Origin of the sequence: Pseudomonas sp. P1.8, from assembly GCF_001269805.1 — a bacterium.
Lineage (GTDB): Bacteria > Pseudomonadota > Gammaproteobacteria > Pseudomonadales > Pseudomonadaceae > Aquipseudomonas.
Genome location: NZ_LHVM01000019.1, coordinates 235487 through 260194, shown reverse-complemented (window position 1 = coordinate 260194; position 24708 = coordinate 235487). Strand labels below are relative to the sequence as shown.

General features: G+C 58.6%; 23 protein-coding genes. 16 read left to right on the top strand and 7 right to left on the bottom strand.

What is annotated here, in order from left to right:
* From AD668_RS21825 to AD668_RS21805, 5 genes are all read left to right on the top strand, one after another.
* On the top strand, nt 1-247 hold a 247-nt coding region (locus AD668_RS21825; RefSeq protein WP_156322385.1), incomplete at its 5' end, for an integrase core domain-containing protein.
* A 308-nt stretch (nt 248-555) separates the two neighbouring features.
* Nucleotides 556-2160: a tetratricopeptide repeat-containing response regulator gene (locus tag AD668_RS21820; RefSeq protein ID WP_053162096.1), complete on the top strand. Its 1605-nt coding sequence runs from the start codon at nt 556-558 to the stop codon at nt 2158-2160.
* The gene (locus AD668_RS21815; RefSeq protein WP_053162094.1) at nt 2157-2849 is read left to right on the top strand and encodes a sensor histidine kinase KdpD; all 693 of its coding nucleotides are present in this window, start codon (nt 2157-2159) and stop codon (nt 2847-2849) included. Before AD668_RS21820 ends, AD668_RS21815 begins: the two co-directional genes overlap by 4 nt.
* A 301-nt stretch (nt 2850-3150) precedes the next feature.
* The gene (locus tag AD668_RS21810; RefSeq protein WP_172681854.1) at nt 3151-4395 is read left to right on the top strand and encodes a glutamine synthetase family protein; all 1245 of its coding nucleotides are present in this window, start codon (nt 3151-3153) and stop codon (nt 4393-4395) included.
* A 71-nt stretch (nt 4396-4466) separates the two neighbouring features.
* Nucleotides 4467-5837, top strand: a complete 1371-nt coding sequence (locus AD668_RS21805) for an MFS transporter (RefSeq protein ID WP_053162090.1) — start codon at nt 4467-4469, stop codon at nt 5835-5837.
* A 151-nt stretch (nt 5838-5988) separates the two neighbouring features.
* Here the strand turns inward: AD668_RS21805 and AD668_RS21800 are convergent, their stop codons facing one another.
* The 4 genes from AD668_RS21800 to flgA all read right to left on the bottom strand — a co-directional run bounded on the left by AD668_RS21800 (nt 5989) and on the right by flgA (nt 8597).
* Nucleotides 5989-6735, bottom strand: coding sequence for a flagellar brake protein (locus AD668_RS21800; protein ID WP_053162088.1), 747 nt, complete (start codon nt 6733-6735; stop codon nt 5989-5991).
* Between the two features lie 91 nt (nt 6736-6826).
* Nucleotides 6827-7294: a flagella synthesis protein FlgN gene (locus AD668_RS21795; RefSeq protein WP_053162086.1), complete on the bottom strand. Its 468-nt coding sequence runs from the start codon at nt 7292-7294 to the stop codon at nt 6827-6829.
* Between the two features lie 48 nt (nt 7295-7342).
* Nucleotides 7343-7669 carry a flagellar biosynthesis anti-sigma factor FlgM gene (flgM, locus tag AD668_RS21790; protein ID WP_053162084.1) on the bottom strand — a complete coding sequence of 109 codons (327 nt, stop codon included), beginning with the start codon at nt 7667-7669 and terminating at the stop codon, nt 7343-7345.
* Between the two features lie 169 nt (nt 7670-7838).
* The gene (gene flgA / locus AD668_RS21785; protein WP_053162082.1) at nt 7839-8597 is read right to left on the bottom strand and encodes a flagellar basal body P-ring formation chaperone FlgA; all 759 of its coding nucleotides are present in this window, start codon (nt 8595-8597) and stop codon (nt 7839-7841) included.
* Between the two features lie 83 nt (nt 8598-8680).
* On the opposite strand from flgA, the gene AD668_RS21780 reads away from it, so the two are divergent.
* The 6 genes from AD668_RS21780 (at nt 8681) to flgE (ending at nt 13815) form a co-directional block, all read left to right on the top strand.
* Nucleotides 8681-9613: a chemotaxis protein CheV gene (locus AD668_RS21780; protein WP_053162080.1), complete on the top strand. Its 933-nt coding sequence runs from the start codon at nt 8681-8683 to the stop codon at nt 9611-9613.
* A gap of 45 nt (nt 9614-9658) precedes the next feature.
* Nucleotides 9659-10486, top strand: coding sequence for a protein-glutamate O-methyltransferase CheR (gene cheR / locus AD668_RS21775; protein WP_053162078.1), 828 nt, complete (start codon nt 9659-9661; stop codon nt 10484-10486).
* A gap of 364 nt (nt 10487-10850) precedes the next feature.
* Nucleotides 10851-11258 (top strand): flagellar basal body rod protein FlgB, encoded by a 408-nt coding sequence (gene flgB / locus AD668_RS21770; protein ID WP_053162076.1) that lies wholly within the window; start codon nt 10851-10853, stop codon nt 11256-11258.
* Between the two features lie 3 nt (nt 11259-11261).
* Complete coding sequence (flgC, locus tag AD668_RS21765) at nt 11262-11705, top strand: flagellar basal body rod protein FlgC (protein ID WP_007937507.1); 444 nt, start codon at nt 11262-11264, stop codon at nt 11703-11705.
* A gap of 15 nt (nt 11706-11720) precedes the next feature.
* Complete coding sequence (flgD, locus tag AD668_RS21760; RefSeq protein ID WP_053162074.1) at nt 11721-12443, top strand: flagellar hook assembly protein FlgD; 723 nt, start codon at nt 11721-11723, stop codon at nt 12441-12443.
* A 31-nt stretch (nt 12444-12474) separates the two neighbouring features.
* Nucleotides 12475-13815: a flagellar hook protein FlgE gene (gene flgE / locus AD668_RS21755; RefSeq protein WP_053162072.1), complete on the top strand. Its 1341-nt coding sequence runs from the start codon at nt 12475-12477 to the stop codon at nt 13813-13815.
* A gap of 149 nt (nt 13816-13964) precedes the next feature.
* Here flgE and AD668_RS21750 read toward each other — a convergent pair whose 3' ends face one another.
* Complete coding sequence (locus AD668_RS21750; protein WP_053162070.1) at nt 13965-16859, bottom strand: ribonucleoside-diphosphate reductase subunit alpha; 2895 nt, start codon at nt 16857-16859, stop codon at nt 13965-13967.
* 731 nt (nt 16860-17590) lie between these two features.
* On the opposite strand from AD668_RS21750, the gene AD668_RS21745 reads away from it, so the two are divergent.
* A complete protein-coding gene (locus AD668_RS21745) occupies nt 17591-18313 on the top strand; it encodes a response regulator (RefSeq protein WP_053162068.1) in 723 nt (240 codons plus the stop codon).
* Nucleotides 18310-19920, top strand: a complete 1611-nt coding sequence (locus AD668_RS21740; RefSeq protein ID WP_053162065.1) for an ATP-binding protein — start codon at nt 18310-18312, stop codon at nt 19918-19920. Before AD668_RS21745 ends, AD668_RS21740 begins: the two co-directional genes overlap by 4 nt.
* A gap of 121 nt (nt 19921-20041) precedes the next feature.
* Here the strand turns inward: AD668_RS21740 and AD668_RS21735 are convergent, their stop codons facing one another.
* On the bottom strand, nt 20042-20767 hold the full coding sequence (locus AD668_RS21735) for a 4'-phosphopantetheinyl transferase (RefSeq protein ID WP_218187263.1): 726 nt from the start codon (nt 20765-20767) through the stop codon (nt 20042-20044).
* Between the two features lie 105 nt (nt 20768-20872).
* Nucleotides 20873-21664: a dienelactone hydrolase family protein gene (locus AD668_RS21730; protein ID WP_053162060.1), complete on the bottom strand. Its 792-nt coding sequence runs from the start codon at nt 21662-21664 to the stop codon at nt 20873-20875.
* A gap of 143 nt (nt 21665-21807) precedes the next feature.
* Between AD668_RS21730 and AD668_RS21725 the strand changes: the two genes are divergently transcribed.
* The 3 genes from AD668_RS21725 (at nt 21808) to AD668_RS21715 (ending at nt 24581) form a co-directional block, all read left to right on the top strand.
* The gene (locus AD668_RS21725) at nt 21808-22410 is read left to right on the top strand and encodes a hypothetical protein (protein ID WP_053162058.1); all 603 of its coding nucleotides are present in this window, start codon (nt 21808-21810) and stop codon (nt 22408-22410) included.
* 150 nt (nt 22411-22560) lie between these two features.
* On the top strand, nt 22561-23238 hold the full coding sequence (locus AD668_RS21720) for a response regulator transcription factor (protein WP_053162056.1): 678 nt from the start codon (nt 22561-22563) through the stop codon (nt 23236-23238).
* Nucleotides 23235-24581 carry an ATP-binding protein gene (locus AD668_RS21715; RefSeq protein WP_053162054.1) on the top strand — a complete coding sequence of 449 codons (1347 nt, stop codon included), beginning with the start codon at nt 23235-23237 and terminating at the stop codon, nt 24579-24581. The genes AD668_RS21720 and AD668_RS21715 overlap by 4 nt, the downstream gene beginning before the upstream one ends.
* The last annotated feature ends 127 nt before the right edge of the window (nt 24582-24708 follow it).

The following is a 24708-nucleotide window of genomic DNA, read 5'->3' as shown; positions in this document are numbered from 1 at the left end:
CCTTTATCAGCGTTTTCACACCAAGCACGGGGTCATTTGTTCGATGACCGATGGCTATGACTGCTATCAGAACGCGATGGCGGAGCGAATAAACGGGATTTTGAAGACGGAGTTTTTGCTGCATCGCCCCAAGAACCTGGCCGACGCGGTGAGAATGGTTGATGAATCGGTGCTGATCTACAACGCGGAGCGGCCACATCTGGCCTTGAAATACAAAACGCCCGATGCGGTGCATCGGGCGTTTTGAGACTGAAACAGGTGTAAACCTATTTCAGGACTAGACACCTCGAACAATCGAAAACCTGCGTGGAAACGCGGTCATTGTTCGGGAGGCAATCGAGGTTCTCAAGGGAATGCCATGGTTGGCCGATAACCCGGACAGATCACGGATCTGTTCCTCTCCCGGGCTCGGTATGCGGGCTCAGTTATGAGAAGGTGGTTGATGGCCTCTGGCCGCCAGTTATTATCTGCGTGCCAAAACAGGCGTCGCCGAAGCTGAGTCCATCCGTGGATGTGCCATTGGGTTGTTCTTCTTAAATTGCCTGGAAGTCTTCGATGCTGTCGTATCACCAAAAGCGTTTTCTGATCGTCGATGATTTCTCGGACTTCCGCAGTTCCGTGCGCTCAATGCTGCGCGAACTGGGGGTCAAGGAGGTGGACACCGCCGATACCGGCGAGCAGGCACTGAAAATGTGCTCGCAGAAGGCCTACGATTTCATCCTGCAGGACTTCCATCTGGGCGATGGCAAAAAGAATGGCCAGCAGGTACTCGAAGACCTGATGGAGGAGAAGCTGATCAGCCATGAATCGGTGTTTGTCATGGTCACCGCCGAAACCAGCCAGGCCATGGTGCTCAGTGCGCTGGAACATGAGCCTGACGCCTATCTGACCAAGCCGTTCAACCGTTCCAGCCTGGCTCAGCGCCTGGAGCGGCTGGAGCAGCGCAAGACCTTGCTCAAGCCGATCCTGCAAGCCCTCGATCGCGGCAAACCGATGGAAGTGCTCAATGCCTGCATCGTCCTGTGCAAGCAAGACATTCGCTATTCGCCGCTGTGCCTTCGATATCGCGCCGACGCGCTGCGCGATCTGAATCAAAACGAAGCACTGGAGCGTTTGTACGACAGCATCATTGCCGACCGACCTTTGCCATGGGCCTTTGCCGGGTTGGGCAAGTTGTTGTTCAAGCGCGGCCAGGTTGCGCAGGCCAAGGGTATTTACGAAAAGGCCCTTAAAGTGTTTCCGATGATGCCGTCGCTCTACGATGGCATGGCCGATGTGCTGGTCACCGAGGGTGACACCAGGGGCGCGCAGCGCGTGCTGGAAGAAGCGATTCGCCTGTCGCCACTGGCAGTGCGCCGGCAAGCGATGCTGGGCAAGTTGGCGATGACCAACGAAGATTTCGACACTGCCTCCAAAGCCTATCGCCAGGCCGTGGCCCAAGGCGCGCAGTCGCGCTTCAAGGATGCCGAGAGCAATCTTGGCCTGGCCCACGCCTTGATCAGCAAGGGCAGCGAACGGGGCCTGGACACGCGGACCCGACTTGAAATCAACACCACGCTAAGTGCTGTGGCCAAGGAAAATCCTGGCGATCCAGGGCTGCAAATTCGCGCACGCCTGATGAAAGCCACTAGCCTGTTGCTCAATGACGCCGAAACTGCCGACAAACTCACCGAGCAAGCCTTGTTGCGACTTGATGGCATGGAGCAATTCATGAGTGCCGAAGCGGCGCTGCTGGTGGCCAAGCAGCTGAAGATGCTGGGCCAGTCTGAGGCCGGCACCGCGATGTTGAAAAGCTGTGTGGAAATCTACGGCGACGATCCGGTAGTGATGAAGGATATCGCCAAGCAAACCGATGATCCGACCATCCTCAACTCAGGCAACGCTGCGGCGGACCTCAACCGTCAGGGTGTGCGTGTGTACAAGACCGGCAACCTGGTGGAAGCACGGCAGCTGTTTCGCAAAGCGTTGGCGATGCAACCAAAGAACATCAGTATCGCGCTGAACATGGCGCAGTCGTTGTTGCATGGCACCGACACCAGCGTTGCGTCGGCAGAACTCGAGGAGTGCCAGGCCTGCTTGAAAATGGTGGGACTGATGCCCGAAACGGACGCGCGGTATCCGCGCTATCAGAAGCTCAAAAGCAAGGCGTTTGGCGAATGAACGACAACGAGCAGGGCCTGGATTTCTCCACGGTGATCGCTTCCACCGTGCACGACATGAAGAACTCGCTGACCTTGCTGATGCAAGCCCACAGCCAATGGCTGGCGCGCTTGCCTGCGCCTGCGCAACAGACGCCGGAGCAGGGTGTGATTGATTTCGAGTTCGCCCACCTCAATGGCATGCTGGTGCAGCTGCTGGGGCTGTACAAACTCGGCGTCAACCAGATGCCCCTGCGACCGGCCTACCATGAACTGGACGACTTCATCGAAGCGCAACTGGCGTGTCATCAGGAGGTGTTTGCCAGTCGCGGCATCATGGTCACCTATGAAGTGGACCCATTGAGCCCCTTGGGTTTCTTCGACCGCGAGTTGATTGCCTCGGTTCTGGCCAACTGCATCAACAACGCGATCCGCTACGCGCGCCATGCGTTGTTGATCAGCGTCAGCGACGAAGGCGGGCAACTGGTGCTGACCATCAACGACGACGGCGAGGGTTATCCGGCGCAGATGATCGAGCGTCAGGCCGACTATGTTCAAGGCATCAACCAGAGCAGTGGCAGTACGGGCCTGGGTCTGTATTTTGCCGGGCAGATTGCCGCGCTGCATCAGCGCAATGGGGTTGGCGGGCGCACCGAAATCAGCAACGGTGGACCGTTGGGCGGTGGAGTGTTCAGCCTTTATCTCCCTTGATTGTTTGTCGTAGGAGCTGCCGAAGGCTGCGATCTTTTGATCCTGGAAATTAGACGATCGTCCGAACGCGGCCCGAGCCTTCGGCAGCTCCTACGAGGTTTTGTGTCTTTATTGATGTGGGCTGCTTGATATTCTGAACATGCGGAGTCTATTTTGTACGGTCGCCGTTCGCGGCTCGCACAATAACAAGGATTGCGTCATGACAACCGTTGGCCTGAGTTCACTCGCGCAGCGATTGACGGGCATTGATGAAGTGGAATGTGTCACGCCGGATTTGAATGGCGTACCCCGGGGCAAAGTGATGACCTCCGAGGGTTTCCTCGACGGTCGGCGTTTGCAGTTGGCGCGGGGTGTGCTGCTGCAATGCATCATGGGCGGTTATCCGCCAGCGCGCTTTTACGGCAGCGATGACGGCGACCTGGCGTTGATTCCCGATCCCGGGCAAATCCACCGCTTGCCCTGGAGCAAACCGGCTCGGGCCTTCGCCATTTGCGATGCGAACGAGTTAGGCACCACCACCAGCTCCAACCTGTCGACCCGTGGTCAGCTCAAAGCCGTGCTCGCCCGTTATGCGGCCCTTGGCCTGGCACCGGTGGTGGCCACCGAGCTTGAGTTCTTCGTTTTTGCGCCCAACACCGACCCGACTCAAGCTTTCCTGCCGCCCCTGGGTCTGGACGGTCGTCGCGAGGACGGTCAGTCGGCGTTCAGCGTCAGCTCCAACAACGGCTTGCGGCCGTTTTTCAATGAGGTCTACGAGTGCATGGCAGCGTTGGGGTTGCCCCGCGATACGTTCATGCACGAGATGGGCGTGAGCCAGTTCGAGATCAATCTGCTGCATGGTGATCCACTGTTGCTGGCCGACCAGACGTTCCTGTTCAAGCATCTTCTGAAAGAAGTCGCGATCAAACACGGCCTGAGCGTTGTCTGCATGGCCAAGCCGTTGGCGCATACGCCGGGCAGTTCCATGCACATTCACCAGAGTGTGGTTGAGGTCGATTCGGGGCGTAACGTGTTCAGTGACAAGGCGGGGGAGGAGACGGCGACTTTCCGGCATTTCATCGCCGGTCAGCAGGCCTGCATGGCGGACTTCACCGCTTTGTTTGCGCCGAACGTGAACTCGTACCAGCGCTTGTGCCACCCTTATGCGTCGCCGAACAATGCGTGCTGGTCCCATGACAACCGGGCGGCCGGACTGCGAATTCCGGCGAGTTTGCCGGTGGCGCGGCGGGTCGAAAACCGCTTGCCGGGGGCTGACGCCAATCCGTACCTGGCGATTGCCGCGAGCCTCGCGGCAGGGTTGCATGGCATCGAGAACAAGCTGGAGCCGAGCGCGCCGATCCAGGGCGAGTTTGAAGTGCCGGACAATCTTTCATTGCCGTGTACCTTGCACGCGGCGCTTGAGCGTCTGAAACGTAGCCAGTTGGCCAAGGAACTGTTCGGTGCGGAATTCATCGAAGGCTACATCGCTTCGAAGACCCTGGAGCTGACCAGCTTTTATGATGAAATTACTCCCTGGGAACGGCGTGTTTTAGCGGCCCAGGCCTGACGTCCCGTCGACATCGGGCTATTGTTCAGCGATAGCCCGATCTTCACTGCAAGGAGCCGCTCGGAACGCCGATGCGCCAAATCTGGAAATCCTTTCGAGCGCTTTATTTCGCCTCGCTGATGATGTTGATCGGCTCGGGCCTGTTGAGTACTTACCTGGCGTTGCGCCTGGCGGCCGATCATGTCGACAGCCTGTGGGTCGGTGCGTTGATGGCCGCCAACTATTTCGGCCTGGTGCTGGGTGGCAAGATCGGTCACCGGTTGATTGCCCGGGTCGGGCATATCCGGGCCTATTCGGCCTGTGCCGGGATCGTCGGCGCGGCGGTGCTCGGTCATGGCCTGGTGGACTGGTTGCCGGCCTGGCTGTTTTTACGGGTGATCGTCGGCCTCGGCATGATGTGCCAATACATGGTGATCGAAAGCTGGCTGAACGAGCAGGCCGATGCCAATCAGCGCGGGATGGTCTTCAGCGGTTACATGATCGCGTCGTATCTGGGACTGGTGCTCGGGCAACTGATCCTGGTCATGCACCCGGCACTGGGGCTTGAACTGCTGATGTTGGTTGCCCTGTGTTTTGCGCTGTGTCTGGTGCCTGTAGCCTTGACTCGGCGAATTCACCCGGCCCCTTTGCATCCGGCTCCGATGGAGCCGCGTTTCTTTATCAAGCGCGTTCCGCAGTCGTTGAGCACGGTGTTGGGTGCGGGTCTGATCATTGGTTCGTTCTATGGTCTGGCACCGCTGTATGCCTCGCAGCAAGGGCTGAGTACGGAGCAGGTCGGTCTGTTCATGGGTAGCTGCATTTTTGCCGGGCTGGTGGTGCAGTGGCCGCTGGGCTGGTTGTCCGATCGTTATGACCGGGCGCTGCTGATCCGCTGTTTTGCCATGTGCCTGGCAGTCGCGGCGTTACCGCTGGCGATCCTGCCGAAGGTGCCGCTGGAGGTGTTGTTCGTCATCGGCTTCCTCTGCTCGCTGGTGCAATTTTGCCTGTACCCGCTGGCGGTGGCGTTCTCCAATGACCATGTCGAAGGGGATCGCCGGGTGTCGCTGACGGCGATGCTGCTGGTGACCTACGGCATTGGCGCGAGTGTCGGGCCGTTGGCGGCGGGGGTGCTGATGAAGCTGTTCGGTAGTCAGAGCCTGTATGCGTTTTTCAGTTTCTTTGCGTTGGTGCTGGTCTGGCGGATTCGGCCGAAGGCAGTAACCAATCTGCACCAGGTCGACGATGCGCCGCTGCATCACGTGGCGATGCCGGACAGCATGTCGAGTTCGCCCCTGGTCGCGGCGCTTGACCCGCGTGTCGATGAGCAAGTGGTGCAGGAACAGATGCAGTCGCCGGTCACCCCTGAGACTGAATCCGAGCCTGAGTTGCCCACAGAAAACGATCAACCACCGCAAGACCCTGACTCGGGGCGCGAGCAGAGCTTTACCGAAGCCAGACCCTGAATCGGGGGGATAAAAAAACGGGCAGTCACCGCAAGGGGCTGCCCGTTTTTTGTAGGAGCTGGCTTGCCAGCAAAGGCGTCTGTTGCATCCACACAGGACCCAGCGACGCCTTCGCCGGCAAGCCGGCTCCTACAGGGGGCGAAACGTCAGATCAGAAGTCGTCTTTGTCGAAGCGACGGGCTTCACGTTGCAGCTGGTAGACGAATCGCTCGACCTGACGCTGCACCAGTCCGCTCATGTTGTGGAAGCGGATGCCGGCGAAGGTGGTGGAGATTCTTTCTTCGAAGTGCAGATAACGCAGCTCGACCGGTGCGGTCATCTTGCCGAAAGGCAGGTCGGCATTGAAGCGGTCGTAAACCTGGCCCAGTTGCAGGCTGCCGGTGATGTCGCCTTCGAAGCGCAATTTGCAGCCGGTGGCGGAAATATCCAGCAACTTGCCGCTGATAGGCGTTTTGAGTTTTTCACCGTCCAGATTGACGCTGACCAGTTGCGCCAGTTTCAGTGCCGCGCGAAAGGCATTGCGGCGCTGGTGGTAGACCACTTCATCGGGCAGGGTGCCGCGGTAGCAACGAGCGCCAGCGGATTCATCGATGGTCAACGGACCATTGCTTTCCCAGGCAATGCGAACACCTTCATGGAAACCTTCGACCTTGTAAGGTTCGCCAGCCAGCAAGAAGCGTTCGCCATCACGGGGTATCATTTCGTCCAGGGCAAGCATGTTGCTGTCGCGGTCGAGGTCCACCAGATAGCTCTGGAAGCGCTGACTGCGTTCGTGGAAGGTGATGATCAGCGGGTCATGACTTTCTTGCAGCTGGCGCAGATTGCTGGAGATCTCCAAGGGCGTGCTGAGCACCTTGGGTGGCTGCGGAGCATCTTCCGCGGTTAAGGCATTGGACACGGTTAATCAATCTCCAGACAAAATTTGACTACGACTGGCCATCATTTTGCCAGTATGTTGCGCGTCTTGATAGAGCGGGTCACCGACCGGCTCAAGCCTGACTGAGCGGTCGCGGCTTGGCAAGCCTGGAGAAAGTACCACTGGCGTCGTAAAGCGCCGGAGTATCGCCGCCGTTGAGGATTTTCAGCTGGGTGGCTGTAGCGGCCTGCTGCGTCAGGATCGACTGCCCGTTGTTGGCATTGATGGCCTGGCATTGGGCCAGAAGATCGGTCAGAGCGTCACTTTGCATCAGAAGTTGATCGCCAATGCTCGATTGGCTGGCCAGTTGCTCAAGACCGCTTCTGTTGGCCGGCAGGTTGAGGCTGGCGAGAATTTCACTGCGCTTGCGGCCATGCTGTTCAAGCAAAACGATCAGTGCCTGTTTCTGCGCCAGAATGCCCTCAAGCAGCGGCATGTCACGACCGTGCAGGGCAAGGGATTCGGTCTGCAATAACCCCATCAATTGTTGCAGGGGAGCAAAATCGTCGGTGATCAGTTGCAGTAGATTAGTGTCGTGCATGGCTGGCCTTGGGTGTTAAGCGTCCAAAAGCCTGGCGCCGGCCGTGGCCTAGCGCTGGGCTTCGAAGTTGAGCAGTTTGCTGGCTACGCGGTTGCTGTCGACTTTGTAGCTGCCATCGGCAATCGCTGCTTTCAACTCGGCCACGCGGGCTTTGTCGACGGCAGGCTGATCGCGCAGCTTGTCAGTGACCTTCTGCAACTGCTGAGCCTCATTGCTGAGGTGTACCGATTCCCCGCTTTTGGATGTACCGACCTGCTCCGCCGCGGATTCCAGTGGCGCAGATTTTCCGGCCTCGATGCTTTCTTTGCTGGCACTGGTACGTGTACTGCCCGTAAGGGGCGCGGAGCTGTTCAAACGGCTGAAATCGATGACCATGATAAAAACCTCTGGGGATTTGGACGCTTGCCATGTTTTCGGCCATTCCCTGGAAAACTTTAGGCCCATTTATCAATGAGCCTTGCGCGCGTCAGCGCTTGCTCTGCATAGAGCACAGTCTAGGGAACAGCCGGGGCGAGCGCCACATTCTCGTGATCGGACAGCTTCTCTACATAGACACTTCCACCTGTCCAGGCGCGGTGACCTGTGCCTTGATGACGCGCTGGGAGTTGAGGTTTTTCACCCGGATCTGCTCGCTCAAACTCCCGTTGGACAGGGCTTCGCCCGGCATGCGCACGCTGAGCGTACCGCTGCGGGCGGTGATTACCACTTGATCGCCCTTGCGAATGACTTCTGCCTGTTCGATGTTCACCAGTGTGACGACCTGGTCGGTGACCATTGGTCGGGTCAGTCTCTGTCCGATCGCCTGGTCGAGGGAGGTCAGGTAGCCCTGGCTGATCAGGCTGATGTCGCGCTCGCGCAGGAGCACATCTTCAGGTTCGACAATGGCTGCGCGGCGCAGGGGACGGGCGGAGGTTACGACGTCGCGAAACAGCCGGACTTGAGCGGGTACGAAGACTGTCCAGGGGGCTGCGCCTTCGCAGCGAACCTTCACGGTAACCCGCCCGATCGGCTTTGGACTTTCGAGTGTGGCTGTCAATTCCTTGTCGCACATGGGCATGTGCATGCGTGGATCGAGCTGATTGACCTGGATCTCGTAGCGACCTTGCGTTTGACTGGTGGCCAGATAGTCCTCTACGGTGAATTCAAGAAACCCCTGAGTGACGCCGATAAGCATGTCAGGCAAGGTAACCGCGTCAGCAAGGGCAGGGCTGCCAGCGTTGAACAGGCAAACAGCCGCCAGCACACCGAGCCATTTGCGGCGGGGTGTAGTCAGGCGTCGGAAAAATGTCGGTTCTGTGTTCATAACGATTAAAAAAGCAAGCGCCGTGCCGTTTAGTGACGAAGGCGCGTCGCAACAACACTTGGCGTTGGTGTGGGAGTTTGGGCATGGCGGGTGTAATGGATTCGGTGAACCAGCGCACGCAACTGGTGGGGCAGAATCGCCTTGAGCTGTTGTTGTTCCGTCTTGACGGTCAGCAGCTGTACGGGATCAACGTCTTCAAGGTTCGGGAGGTGCTGCAATGTCCCAAACTGACGCTGATGCCCAAGTCCAGTCCTGTCGTGTGCGGTGTGGCGAACATCCGGGGGGCGACCATTCCGATCCTTGATCTGGCGATGGCGACTGGCTCCGGTGCTTTGAAGGACAAGAACAATCCGTTTGTGATCATCACGGAGTACAACACCAAGACCCAGGGTTTCCTGGTGCGCTCGGTGGAACGCATCGTCAACATGAACTGGGAAGAGATCCATCCGCCACCCAAGGGCACCGGACGCGATCACTACCTGACGGCGGTGACCCGGGTCGATAACCAGTTAGTCGAAATCATCGACGTCGAGAAGGTGCTGGCGGAAGTCGCACCAACGCCTGAAGCGATTTCTGCCGGGGTGATCGATGTCGAAACCCAGCACAAGGCGCTTTCATTACGCGTGCTGACGGTCGACGACTCGTCCGTGGCACGCAAGCAGGTCACGCGTTGCCTGCAAACGGTCGGCGTCGAAGTGGTGGCGCTGAACGACGGCAAGCAAGCACTGGATTACCTGCGCAAACTGGTCGATGAGGGCAAGAAGCCGGAAGAGGAGTTCCTGATGATGATTTCCGACATCGAGATGCCGGAGATGGACGGGTACACCCTGACGGCGGAAATCCGCAACGACCCGCGCATGCAAAAGCTTCATATCATCCTGCATACGTCCTTGTCCGGGGTATTCAATCAGGCGATGGTCAAGAAAGTCGGTGCCGATGACTTCCTGGCCAAATTCCGACCTGATGACCTGGCATCCCGGGTAGTCGACCGGATCAAGGCAGCAGATATCAGCTAGGGGCCTGTGCCCCTGGCAATCAACACGATTTAAGAGGCGGCATCATTGTCTACGGGTAATTTGGATTTCGAACAGTTCCGGGTGTTCCTGGAAAAAGCCTGTGGCATTTTGCTCGGTGAAAACAAGCAGTACCTGGTCTCCAGCCGTCTCAACAAACTGATGGAACAGCAAGGCATCAAGAGCCTGGGTGAACTGGTCCAGCGCATGACGACCCAGCCGCGCAGCGGTTTGCGCGAGCAGGTGGTGGATGCCATGACCACCAACGAAACCCTGTGGTTTCGCGACACCTATCCGTTCGAGGTGCTGAAGAACAAGGTGCTGCCCGAAGCGATCAAGGCCAATCCTGGCCAACGTCTGCGCATCTGGTCGGCGGCGTGCTCTTCGGGTCAGGAACCCTACTCGCTGTCGATGTCCATCGACGAGTTCGAGCGGGTCAACCTGGGGCAACTGCGGATGGGTGTGCAGATTGTTGCCACTGACCTGTCCGGCACCATGCTGAACAACTGCAAGACCGGCGAATACGACAGCCTGGCCATCGGTCGTGGCCTGTCGCCCGAGCGTCTGCAACGTTACTTCGATCCGAAAGGGCCGGGGCGCTGGGCGATCAAGGCGCCGATCAAGAGTCGCGTGGAGTTTCGCTCGTTCAACCTGCTGGACAGTTACGCCGGCCTCGGCAAGTTCGATATCGTGTTTTGCCGCAACGTGTTGATCTACTTCTCCGCTGAAGTGAAGAAGGACATCCTGCTGCGCATCCACAGCACGTTGAAACCGGGTGGTTATTTGTTCCTCGGCGCCTCTGAAGCGCTGAACGGTTTGCCGGATCACTACCAGATGGTCCAGTGCAGTCCGGGGATCATTTACCAGGCGAAGTGATTTCGTTGGGGTTGTCAGAAAACGGGAGTCCTCAGGGGTTCCCGTTTTTTTATGCCTGCTGATTTCTCACAGCTTCTCAATCCCTGTAGGAGCTGGCTTGCCAGCGATAGCGGTGTGTCCGCAATTTAAAAGTCGGCTGACTCGACGCCATCGCTGGCAAGCCAGCTCCTACAGGGGAGGTGGTGTTCTCAAGTGCGGTGCCAAGCGGCAGAAAAGCGGCAGGCGGCGGAAAACCGTTGCCGCTTTTCTGTCATTGCCACGTTGCCATGGCCCGCAAGGCCCCGGTTTACAGGGTTTTTTGAATTGGCATGGGGCTTGCTATGTCCATCGTACGAAAAATCAGGTCACCCGAAGGTTTCCCGACATGAGCATCAGCTTCGATAAAGCGCTCGGTATCCACGAACAAGCCCTGGGCTTCCGCGCCCAGCGCGCTGAAGTCCTGGCCAACAACATCGCCAACGCCGATACCCCGAATTACAAGGCTCGGGATCTGGACTTCTCCAAAGTGCTCGCCGAGCAGAACGAGAAAACCAAAAGCGGCGGCTTCGCCTTGAACATGACCAACAGCCGTCATATCGAAGCGCAAGGCCTGGGCAATGGCGACGAATCGCTGATGTATCGCACGCCGATGCAACCGTCGATTGACCAGAACACCGTGGACGCTCAACTGGAGCAGTCGAACTACGCGCAAAACGCGGTCGACTTCCAGGCCAGCTTCACCCTGCTCAACAGCAAATTCAAAGGGCTGGTATCAGCCCTGCGCGGAGAGTAAGCCATGTCTCTATCCAGTGTTTTCAACATTGCCGGTAGCGGCATGAGTGCGCAGACCACTCGCTTGAACACCGTCGCTTCGAACATCGCCAACGCCGAGACCGTCTCGTCGAGCATCGACCAGACTTACCGCGCGCGTCACCCGGTGTTCGCCACCATGTTCCAGGGCGGCCAGAGCGGCGGCAGCGATTCGCTGTTCCAGAACCAGGACGCCGCCGGCCAGGGCGTGCAAGTGTTGGGCGTGGTCGAAGACCAGAGCAACCTTGAAGCGCGCTACGAGCCGAACCATCCGGCGGCTGATGCGAAGGGCTACGTCTATTACCCGAACGTCAACGTGGTGGAAGAAATGGCCGACATGATTTCCGCGAGCCGTTCGTTCCAGACCAACGCCGAAATGATGAACACCGCTAAAACCATGATGCAGAAGGTCCTGACCCTCGGTCAGTGATAAGGGGCGACTCAGATGAGTGTTACCGATTCCACCAGTGGTTTGAGCCTTAACGACATCCTGGCCAACTCCTCGGTCAAGACCAATACCACGACCGATGGCCTTGCGTCGGCGGCCGGCAGTGCCTCGGGCAACAAAGCCCTGGGCAAGGATGCATTCCTGCAGTTACTGGTCACGCAGTTGAAAAACCAGAACCCGCTGGAGCCTCAGGACAACGGTGAGTTCGTCGCACAACTGGCGCAATTCAGCAGCCTGGAAGGCATCACCACGCTCAACGATACCGTGAGTGGACTGGCCAGTAACTACAACTCGTCCCAGGCCTTGCAGGCTTCATCACTGGTGGGCCGTTCGGTCATCGCACCTGGCGACAAGGCAGTGGTCGACACGACCAAGAGCTTCAGCGGCACGGTGGTCGTACCGTCAGCGGTGGCTTCTGCCACCCTGAAGATCACAGACACGGACGGCAAGACCGTGCGCACCATCGATCTGGGAGCACAGAAAGCAGGTAACGCCAGTTTCATCTGGGATGGCAAGAACGATGCGGGTGAAACGGTGGCCGCGGGTACTTACAGCTTCGGCGCAACGACCACGATCGATGACCAGTCTGTGGCGTTGATCACTTACCTGCCAGCGACCGTCAACAGTGTGACCATCAGCCAGACCGGCGGTGAGTTGATGCTCAATCTGGCCGGGCTGGGCAGCATTGCCCTGTCCAAAGTTCAAACCATTGGTATGTAGAGCCGACTAACCCGGCATAAAGGAGTGGATGATGTCTTTCAATATCGGCCTTAGCGGTCTCTATGCAGCCAACAAGCAACTGGACGTAACCGGCAACAACATCGCCAACGTCGCTACCACGGGTTTCAAATCGTCCCGTGCGGAATTCGAAGACGTGTACTCGGCAACTAAACTGGGTACCGGCAGCAAGACCGTCGGCAACGGCGTGCGCCTGGCCAACGTTTCCCAGCAGTTTGGCCAGGGTGACATCGGCAACACCGGCAACGTGCTCGACATGGGTATCCAGGGCAACGGTTTCTTTGTCCTGAGCAACAACGGTTCGCTGACCTACACCCGTGCCGGCACATTCAAGACCGACAGCGCAGGCTACGTCACCAACAGCGACGGCACTGCCCGTCTGCAGGGTTATGGTGTGGATGAAAACGGCAAGATTCTCAATGGCGTGTTGACCGATCTGCGAATCGACACCTCCAACCTGGCGCCGAAATCCACCAATACCGTGTCGTCGACGATCAACCTGAACTCCACGGCGACCGAGATCGACCAGACGGTTGCTACCAACAAGTTCGATCCGAGCAAACCGGAAACTTTCACCAAACAGTTCAGCACCCCGATTTTCGACACTCAGGGTAACCAGCACACCATGGATCAATACATGGTCAAGACTGGGGCGAACACTTGGGATACCTACACCCTGATTGATGGCCGAAATCCTGATGGCACTTCGACTACCGGTACGGGCGCGGTTGATCCGATCCCTTCGACCATGTCATTCGATACCAGCGGCAAACTTGTCTCGGTCAGTACTCCCGTGACACCACCGACCACTCCGCCGACCGCTACGTTCGGCAATGACCTGAAGATCACCAACTGGACGCCAGGCACCGTGACCGATGGTGTCTGGAAGGCCAATGGCGCGGCGGCCGATCCGGCTGGCGTGACTATTTCCATGGCCAGTACCACTCAGTTCAATGCTGACACGGCTCGCTCGATTCCGGTACAGAACGGTTTTGCCACCGGCCAGATTACCAACCTGACCATCGACGGCAGCGGTGTACTGTTGGCGAACTTCAGCAACAACCAGACCCAAGCCATCGGGCAGATCTCGTTGGCCAGCTTCGCCAACGAACAAGGTCTGCAGCCTGTAGGCGGCACCAGTTGGAAAGAGACCTATGTATCGGGCATTCCGGGTTACGACTCGGCGCAAACCGGCACGTTGGGCTCGATCGTTTCCAACTCACTGGAAGAATCCAACGTCAACCTGACCAACGAGCTGGTCGACTTGATCAAGGCGCAAAGCAACTACCAGGCTAACGCCAAGACCATCTCTACCGAGAGCACCATCATGCAGACCATTATCCAGATGAATTGATGCTGGATTGCGCTGCATAAAGAGCCCCTCGAAAGAGGGGCTTTTTTGTGCTGGCCGAAAAATTACAGACAGACAAAAGAAAACCCCCGACCCGCCAGAGGCTGATCGGGGGTTTCGAGCAAGCGCCTTGCGGCGCTTACCGGCTCAGCTTATTGGCAAGCTTCGCAATCCGGCTCGTCGATGGCGCAAGCCTTCGGCACTGGAGCGGGACCTGCAGGAGCCGCCAGGACCGAATCGTCACCGTGGTTGCCGCCGCTGGAAACAGCGTTCAGCTTACCGGTGTTGATGGTCGACTTCTCGGTGCTGGTCGCGGCCAGGGCACGGAGGTAGTAAGTGGTTTTCAGACCACGGTACCAGGCCATACGGTAGGTCACGTCCAGCTTCTTGCCCGAAGCGCCGGCGATGTACAGGTTCAGCGACTGAGCCTGGTCGATCCACTTCTGACGGCGGCTGGCGGCGTCGACAATCCACTTGGTGTCCACTTCGAAGGCAGTCGCGTAGAGTTCTTTGAGCTCTTGCGGGATGCGCTCGATCTGCTGCACCGATCCGTCGTAGTACTTCAGGTCGTTGATCATGACCGAGTCCCACAGACCGCGAGCCTTCAAGTCGCGAACCAGGTACGGGTTGATCACGGTGAATTCGCCCGACAGGTTCGATTTCACATACAGGTTCTGATAGGTCGGTTCGATCGACTGCGATACGCCGGTAATGTTGGCGATGGTCGCGGTCGGAGCGATGGCCATGATGTTCGAGTTACGAATGCCTTTCTGAACACGGGCGCGAACCGGTGCCCAGTCCAGGGTTTCGTTCAGGTCGACATCAATGTACTTCTGACCGCGTTGTTCGATCAGGATCTGTTGCGAATCCAGCGGCAGGATGCCTTTGGACCACAGCGAACCGTTGAAGGTCTCGTACGCACCGCGCTCGTCGGCCAGGTCGCAGGAAGCCTGGATCGCGAAGTAGCTGACCGCTTCCATCGACTTGTCGGCGAACTCGACGGCAGCGTCGGAGCCGTAAGGGATGTGCTGCAGGTACAAAGCGTCCTGGAAGCCCATGATGCCCAGACCGACCGGACGGTGCTTGAAGTTGGAGTTCTTCGCTTGCGGCACCGAGTAGTAGTTGATGTCGATCACGTTATCGAGCATGCGTACGGCGGTGTTCACGGTGCGTTCCAGCTTGGCGGTGTCCAGCTTGCCGTTGACGATATGGTTCGGCAGGTTGATCGAGCCCAGGTTGCAAACGGCGATCTCGTCCTTGTTGGTGTTCAAGGTGATTTCGGTGCACAGGTTCGAGCTGTGGACCACGCCCACGTGCTGCTGCGGGCTGCGCAGATTGCACGGGTCTTTGAAGGTCAGCCATGGGTGGCCGGTTTCAAACAGCATGGACAGCATTTTGCGCCACAGGTCTTTAGCCTGGATGGTCTTGAACAGCTTGATTTTGCCCGGGTACTGGGACAGCGCTTCGTAGTACTCGTAGCGCTCTTCGAAGGCCTTGCCGGTCAGGTCGTGCAGGTCCGGTACTTCGGACGGCGAGAACAGGGTCCACGGGCCGTCATCGAAGACGCGCTTCATGAACAGGTCAGGGATCCAGTTGGCGGTGTTCATGTCGTGGGTACGACGACGGTCATCACCGGTGTTCTTGCGCAGCTCGATGAACTCTTCGATGTCCATGTGCCAGGTTTCCAGGTAGGCACAGACAGCGCCTTTGCGCTTGCCACCCTGGTTAACGGCAACGGCGGTGTCGTTCACGACTTTCAGGAACGGAACCACGCCTTGCGACTTGCCGTTGGTGCCCTTGATGTACGAACCCAGCGCACGCACCGGCGTCCAGTCGTTGCCCAGGCCACCGGCGAATTTCGACAACATGGCGTTGTCGTGGATCGCGTGGTAGATGCCCGACAGGTCATCCGGCACGGTGGTCAGGTAGCAGCTAGACAGCTGTGGACGCAGGGTACCGGCGTTGAACAGGGTCGGGGTCGACGACATGTAGTCGAAGGACGACAGCAAGTTGTAGAACTCGATCGCACGGTCTTCTTTGTGCTTCTCTTCGATCGCCAGGCCCATGGCCACGCGCATGAAGAAGATCTGCGGCAGTTCGAAGCGCACGCCATCCTTGTGGATGAAGTAACGGTCGTACAGGGTTTGCAGGCCCAGATACGTGAATTGCTGGTCGCGTTCGTGGTTGATCGCCTTGCCCAGTTTTTCCAGGTCGAAGGAGGCCAGAACAGGGTTCAGCAGTTCGAACTCGATACCCTTGGCGATGTAGGCAGGCAGAGCCTTGGCGTACAGGTCGACCATTTCGTGGTGGGTAGCGCTTTCGGCGACGCCGAGGAAGCCCAGGCCTTCGGCGCGCAGGGTGTCCATCAGCAGGCGGGCGGTCACGAACGAGTAGTTCGGCTCACGCTCGACCAGGGTACGGGCGGTCATTACCAGGGCGGTGTTGACGTCGGTCAGGGCCACGCCGTCGTACAGGTTCTTCAGGGTTTCACGCTGGATCAGGTCGCCGTCGACTTCTTCCAGGCCTTCGCACGCTTCGGTGACGATGGTGTTCAGGCGGCCCATGTCCAGCGGCGCCAGGCTGCCGTCGGCACGGGTGATGCGGATCGACGGGTGAGCGTTGACCGCTTCTTCGGCCGGCGCGTGGGCGGCGCGTTCTTTCGAGCGACCGTCACGGTAGATCACGTAGTCGCGCGCAACTTTCTGCTCGCCGGCACGCATCAGGGCCAGTTCGACCTGGTCCTGGATTTCTTCGATGTGGATGGTGCCGCCCGATGGCATACGGCGCTTGAAGGTCGCAGTGACCTGTTCGGTCAGGCGGGCCACGGTGTCATGGATTCGCGACGAGGCGGCGGCGGTGCCGCCTTCAACTGCGAGAAACGCTTTGGTGATGGCGACGGTGATCTTGTCATCGGTGTAAGGAACGACAGTGCCGTTACGCTTGATCACGCGCAGCTGCCCTGGCGCAGTGGCGGACAGATCCGAATTCGAATCAGCGGCCTGCGGCAAGGTGCCCTGCGGGTTCTCGCGAGTTGTGTCGGTTTGCATGGGGGAGTGTCTCCACATTCTCTATGTTTGTTTGGGCACCATCACGGTGCCCACCGTTCTGTCCTGAAGCACTACAACCGACGGGCGTCGGGCATAACGACTTCAGGACAGTAGGAAAAAGGCTAATGAGGCCATCCTTGCCAGAAGTCTTTGGCTACGAACCTGGGTTCGAAACCGATTCCTTTCGGGGTGTCAGTAATGACTGCAACACCCGTACCGTTTTGACCGCACTGGCCTGAAAAAACGGTGCCACCCGCTTGTGCGGTTTGGGCTTGAAAATCCACGCTTGGTTCAACCATAAACAGGCAATAAAGCGCTTGAGTTTCTGGTCTGAAATGTGGTTGGGCTTTTTCACTAAAACCCTACATGTAGGGTTTTTTTCGCGCTGGGGTACAAGATAATGCGTTTCTGGGGGTGTTGCAACGTACTACCTGTGGATAAACCTGTGCGTAAATTGTGTGTGAAAGAAGCAACTGGCGTGTAGGCCGCGACCTAGCTGGATCGAAGCTTTTTTCAGGCGTTTTCAACGGCTGAAAACGCCAGATCAGATTTTTAAGGGCGCGAACCCTATCACAAAAAACCCGGTTGTCCGAACGCATTTACCCGCTTGTGTTCTCGGCGGGCGGCGTTTATACAATCGGCCAGCGTGTCTACATATTTATCCCCCCGAATCATTACAAAAAGACGGGCGGATCCTTCCTTATTAGCGTTTTGGCAAGCAGAGGTCACCCGTGGAGCAAGAAGCCTGGCAGGTATTGATTGTGGAGGACGACCAGCGACTGGCTGAGCTGACCCGCGATTACCTGGAAGCCAATGGCCTGCGCGTCTCGATTGAAGGTAATGGGGCGCTGGCTGCAGAGCGCATCATCAAGGAACAACCGGATCTGGTAATCCTCGATCTGATGCTCCCGGGTGAAGATGGCCTGAGCATTTGCCGCAAGGTCCGCGCCCGGTATGACGGCCCGATCCTGATGCTCACTGCCCGCACCGACGATACTGACCAGATCCTCGGCCTCGACCTGGGTGCCGACGACTATGTGTGCAAACCTGTGCGTCCGCGCCTGTTGCTGGCGCGTATTCAGGCCTTGCTGCGACGCAGCGAAGCGCCCGAGGTGGCCCCGGAAAAACAACGGCGCCTGCAATTTGGCCCGCTGGTGGTGGACAACGCCTTGCGCGAGGCATGGTTGCAGGGCAATGGCATCGAACTGACCAGCGCCGAATTCGATCTGCTGTGGCTGCTGGTGGCCAATGCCGGGCGCATCCTGTCCCGGGAAGAAATCTTCACCGCGCTGCGCGGCATCGGTTATGACGGCCAGGACCGCTCCATCGACGTGCGAATCTCGCGCATCCGGCCGAAAATCGGCGATGACCCTGAGCACCCGCGCCTGATCAAGACCGTGCGCAGCAAAGGTTACCTGTTCGTTCCCGAGGCCTGCGTAGACCCGACACTGTGAACTCGATCTTCCTGCGCATTTATGGCGGCATGTGCGCCGCGCTGATTCTGGTGGCAGTGCTCGGCGTACTGGCGATGCACTTGCTCAATCAGGTGCGCAGCGAGCAGTACCGCGAGCGCCTGGCCCACGGCACGTTTTCGCTGATGGCCGACAACCTGGAGCCAATGAATCAGACCGAGCGCCATCGGGCTTTGTTGGTGTGGGAGCGGTTACTCGGTATCCCTCTTGCGCTGAAAACCTTCAACGAAACCGATCTTGACCTGACCCAGCGCACTCGGGTATTGCGTGGTCAGGCCTTGGTCGAGCAGACCGGACCGCACGCGGCGAAGGTGTATCGACTGGTCAGCGACAAGGAACAGTTGGTCCTCACGGGGGAGGTGCAGCAGATCAGCGAACAACTGGCTCGGGCGACGATCTACCTGTTGGCCGACGAGCTGGTGCGCTCACCCGTGGCCGAGCAGCCCAGTCACCTGGCGAAATTAAAGGAGGAAAAGGGTTTCGGTTTCGACCTGCGGCTGGTCACTGTCGATGAGGCGGACATGGACGAAGACCAGAGTCGTCGAGTATCCGAGGGTGACACCGTGATGGCGCTGGGCAAGGGCGGTGATTCAATTCGCGTGTTTGCCGGGATGGTCGGTACTCCGTGGGTGCTGGAAATTGGCCCGTTGTACCAGATGAATCCGTATCCGCCGGAGTGGCTGGTATTGATTACCGTCCTGGGGCTGACGCTCATCGGATTGATTGTTTATCTGTTGGTGCGCCAACTGGAACGGCGCTTGCGTGGACTTGAGGCCGCCGCCACGCGCATCGCCCAGGGCAGCCTGGAAACCCGCGTGCCGGCACGTGGCGCCGATTCGGTGGGGCGTCTGGCCTCGGCATTCAATGCCATGGCCGAGCACTTGCAGCAGCTGCTCGCCATTCAGCGTGAACTGGTTCGGGCGGTTTCGCACGAGTTACGTACACCGGTGGCGCGTCTGCGTTTCGGACTGGAAATGATCGGTACGGCCACTACGCCGCAAGCCATGGAGAAATATTGCCAGGGCATGGACCACGACATCGAGGACCTCGATCGGCTGGTGGACGAGATGCTCACCTATGCGCGGCTGGAGCAGGGTTCGCCGGCGCTGCATTTTCAGCGCATCGACCTGGACGCCTTGGTCAATCAAGTGATCGAAGAGCTCGCGCCTTTGCGGGCCGATGTCACGGTGCAACGGGGCTTGTGCCTGTCGGCCGCCGACTGTGACGACGCCTGGGTCGAAGCCGAGCCGCGGTATTTGCACCGGGCGATCCAGAATCTGGTCACTAATGCCATGCGCCACGCGCAATCTCGGGTGACCATCAGTTATCAGGTAGGCCAGCAGCGCTGTCGCGTGGACATCGAGGATGACGGGCCGGGCGTGCCGGAATCGGCGTGGGAAAAAATATTCACGCCGTTTCTGCGTCTTGATGACAGCCGCACGCGTGCTTCGGGTGGGCATGGGCTGGGATTGTCGATCGTGCGAAGGATCATCCATTGGCACGACGGGCGTGCGCTGATCGGCAAGAGCAAAAGCCTGGGCGGGGCGTGTTTCAGTTTGAGCTGGCCGCGCAATCAGGAGAAGCGCTGAGTGCCGTGGTGAATGTTCTGCCCTCATCGCGAGCAGGTTCGCTCCTACACGGGATTTTGCCTGATCCTGGCCCTTGTAGGAGCGAGCTGCTCGCGATGGGGGCATTACAAACAGCGAAACCTCAGGCCTTGATACTGACCAGACTCAACAACTGCCCATCCTTGACCGCAAACTGTGCATCCAGCTCAGTACCGTTGCGCCATTCGCTGGACAAGTCGGTGAGCAGTCGCAGGTGTGCATGACCGTCTTCAGTCCATTCCAGCACTTCAGCATGCTCGAAATAGAATCGCTGCTGAACGATCGGATAGAGCGCCTTGAACAGGCTTTCCTTGACCGAGAACGTCAGGGTTACCAGCAAGGCCAGTTGGTCCCGAGGACCGGCCTTCATCCTTTGCAGCTCCGCCGGAATGAGGATTTCCCTGGCCAGCCGTTCAGCCCGTTCGGCATTGAGCAGGTTCTCCAGGTCCATACCCAAACCACGCCAATGACTTTTGTTCGCGACGATGGCAGCGGCCCGGCCGGTGCTGTGGGTGATCGAGCCACAAATATGGCTCGGCCAGACCGGGGCCCGGTCTTCGCCAATGGCCGGAATTAAACTCAGACCTTCCAGGCGCAGCAACGCGGCCCGGGCGCATACCCGTCCCGCGAGAAATTCCGCCTGCCGTTTGGCTACTGAGCGCTGGATACTCGCCGGCACTTCGATGGCGCTGCGTTGGAAGTCATCATGGGCCAGTTGCGAACTGTCGAAGTGGGTGCTCAACAGAACGGTGTCGGGCAGCGCAAACGGCAGCGGCCAATGGTCATCGAGAGGGGTGCAGCAGGCGGGCAGGGCGGGGGCTGGATTCATGTCAGGCATTTTGCCGGGTTGCCTTGGGGCTGGGTAGTAGTCGAGTGCTTTTGTGGAGAGGGGGGATAACCCCCCCTCGCCGCATTCAGATGTGTTTGTGACGTGTCAGCTGAAGATCTTCTTGAGAAACGCCTGCATGTCCGCCCACGACTTTTCATCCGCAGCCTTGTCGTAGCCGATGTCCGGTCCGCCATGATCGCCGTGACCCAAACGATCGGCATCCGGGTTGGTAAAGCCGTGCCTGGCACCGTCGAGGCTGACAAATTTATAGTCGGCACCGGCCTTGTCCATTTCCGCTTTGAAGGCGGCGACATTATCCGGAGTAATCATGCTGTCCGCCGAACCATGCTCGACGAGGATTTTTGCTTTCACGCTGCCGGGCGCTGCCGGCGTATTGGTCGCCAGCGCGCCGTGGAAGCTCACCACCCCGGCCAGCGGCACGCCTTGGCGCGCAGCATTGAGCACGACAGCGCCGCCGAAGCAGTAGCCGATGGCGGCGATTTTATGCGGATCTGTCTGCGGCTGTTTCTTCAAAAGATCGAGCCCGGCCTGAAACCTTGCGCTGGATACCGCGCTGTCTTTCGTCACGGCCTGCATGAAAGCCATGGCGTCGTTGGGGTGCTCGGTATTTTTGCCGTCACCGTACATGTCGATGGCCAGGGCGCTGTAACCCAGACCGGCCAGATCCCGGGCGCGGCGTTTGGCGTAGTCGTTCAAACCCCAGAATTCATGCACGACGACGACGCCGGGACGCGGGCCTTTGATGGCGTCATCGTAGGCGTAATAGCCGATCATTTTCGTACCGTCGGCACTTTCGTAGGGGATTTCAATGGTCTGGATGGCGGCCTGACCGAGCCCGCTGAGGGCCAAGAGAAAGGCAGCGAGGAACATGCGCATGGTCGAGTCTCCTTGAAAATTGTCGAAACAGTCGAGGCCAAATGGTTCAGCCCAGGTTCAGAGAGCGTTCAGGGGGAGTTCAGGGCGGGCTGCGTAACCTTGCCTCGTACCCAAAACACATACGGCACACAAGGAACTTCCCCATGACTGGATTCAAAAAACTGCTTTTGGCGTTTACTGTTTTTGGCGCAAGCACTGCGGCATTCGCTTCCAACGACAACTTCGCCGGCCTTACTCTTGGGCAGACCAGCGACAAGGTCAAAAAGTCCCACGCTTTGAACGATAATCTCGATCATCCGAACACTGATGGTGTGATCGGCAAGGACACCACCTGGGGTCTGCGCCTGGGCCAGCAAAACAGCCAGGGCCGCTACTACGCCACTTACGACAATGTGTCGGGCTCGCACAACGGTATTAAACTGCGCCAGGAAAACCTGCTGGGCAGCTACGATCTTTTCTATCCGGTGGGTGGCAGTACCAAACTGTTCGGGGGGGCCACGGCCGGTTTGACCAAACTGACACAGGAGTCGCCAGGTTATAGCCGCGACAGCGACATTGGCTACGCCATCGGCGGCCAGGTGGGAGTCTTGCAACAGGTTTCGCAAAACACCTCGGTTGAACTGGGTTACCGTTACCTGCGTAGCAATGCCAGCACCGAAATGAGCGAGCGCGGCGGCAGCAAACAGGGTTCGCTGGACCTGACCAGCAGTGCCCAGACTTATCTGTCCGCCAACTACGCTTTCTGAAGCTGTTCGCCTTAGTACCCTGTGGGAGCTAGCCTGCTAGCGATAGCGTCCTGACATTCGACAGCATTGTCGGCTGCCAAACCGCAATCGCTGGCAGGCTAGCTCCCACAGAGGGTTGTCTGGAAATTCTGATTTGCCCGGGAGAGCGTTATGAAGTTGCTGGTCGTCGAAGATGAAGCGCTGTTGCGCCATCACCTGCAAACCCGCCTGACGGAGAGCGGCCACGTGGTCGAGGCTGTGGCCAATGCCGAAGAGGCGCTGTATCAGACGGCGCAGTTCAATTTTGATCTCGCGGTGATCGACCTTGGTCTACCGGGGATGAGCGGGCTCGATCTGATTCGGCAGTTGCGTTCGGGCGGCAAGAGCTTCCCGATCCTGATCCTCACCGCCCGCGGCAACTGGCAGGACAAGGTTGAAGGCCTGGCTGCCGGGGCCGATGACTACGTGGTCAAGCCGTTCCAGTTCGAAGAGCTCGACGCCAGGCTCAATGCTTTGCTACGCCGCTCCAGCGGGTTCACTCAGTCGACCATCATCGCCGGACCGCTGCTGCTTGACCTCAATCGCAAGCAGGCTTCCCTTGATGAGCAACCGCTGGCGCTGACGGCGTATGAATACCGCATCCTCGAATACCTGATGCGCCATCATCAGCAAGTGGTACCCAAAGATCGTTTGATGGAGCAACTTTATCCTGATGACGACGAGCGTGATCCGAACGTGATCGAAGTGCTGGTTGGTCGTCTGCGGCGCAAGCTCGAAGGTCCGGCCGGATTCAAGCCCATCGATACCGTACGTGGCCTCGGCTACCTGTTCAATGAGCGCTGCACTTGATTCGCTCGCTTCGCGTCCGCTTGATGCTCGCCGCGACAATCCTGGCGGTGTTGTTCATGCTGGCGTTGCTGCCGGCAATGCAGGGCGCGTTTAGCCTGGCTTTGCAGGATTCAATCGAGCAGCGCCTGGCGTCGGACGTCACCACGTTGATCTCTGCCGCCCGGGTGGAGAACAATACGTTGCTGATGCCAGCGCAGTTGCCCGACGAGCGCTTCAATCTCACCGACAGCCGATTGCTCGGTTATATCTATGACCGCGAAGGTCATCTGGTCTGGCGATCCAGGGCCACGCAGGAAGAGCACATCAATTACAAACCGCGCTACGACGGACACGGTAACGAGTTCGCGCGGTTCAGCGAAACCAACGGCCAGGAATTTTTTGTATACGACGTCGAGGTCAAACTGCTCGGCGGCAAAAGTGCCGCGTTCAGCATCGTTGCGCTGCAACCGGTGCGCGAATACGAAATCACCCTGGAAGGCCTGCGGGAAAATCTCTACCTGGGTTTCGGCGCGGCATTGCTGGTGTTACTGGCCCTGCTGTGGAGCGGGCTGACCTGGGGTTTGAAAGCGTTGAGCCGCTTGAGTCAGGAGTTGGACCAGATCGAGGGCGGCACTCGTGAAAGCCTCAGCGAGGAACACCCGCGGGAGCTGCTGCGCTTGACCGGCTCCTTGAACCGATTGCTGCACAGCGAGCGCGAGCAGCGCAGCCGATACCGTGATTCTCTCGATGATCTGGCCCACAGCCTGAAAACTCCCCTGGCAGTGCTGCAGGGCGTCAGCGAAGACATGGCGCAACGTCCGGAAAATCGGGACCAGGCCCGGGTGCTGCAAACCCAGATCGAACGCATGAGCCAGCAGATCAGCTATCAACTGCAACGCGCGAGTCTGCGAAAAAGCGGTTTAGTGCGGCATCAGGTGCGTCTGCGCCCGGTGCTGCAAAGCCTGTGTGACACGCTGGACAAGGTTTACCGCGACAAGGATGTGAGAGTCGCCTTTGATCTGCCGGACGAATGTTATGTGCCTATTGAGCAGGGCGCGTTGCTGGAAATGATGGGCAACCTGCTGGAAAACGCTTATCGGCTGTGCCTGCGCGACATCCGGATCAGCGTGCGCGAAATCCCCGGCGGCAGCGAGTTATGCGTTGAAGACGATGGTCCCGGTGTACCTGCGGACCAGCGTGCGCGAATCCTCCAGCGTGGCGAGCGTCTGGATCGTCAACATCCGGGACAGGGCATCGGGCTGGCGGTGGTCAAAGACATCATCGAGAGCTACAGCGCCAAGCTGACACTCGGGGATTCACCCATGGGTGGAGCGGCATTCCGGATTCAATTTCCGCTGGTTTGACCAGAGGTTGATGGTGCTCTGACCGGCTCCTTCGCGGGCAAGCCGGCTCCCTCAAGGTTTGCGACAAACCTGTAGGCGCAGGGCTTGCCCGCGAAGTAGCCGATTTCGCACTCGAACATCCAGTCCT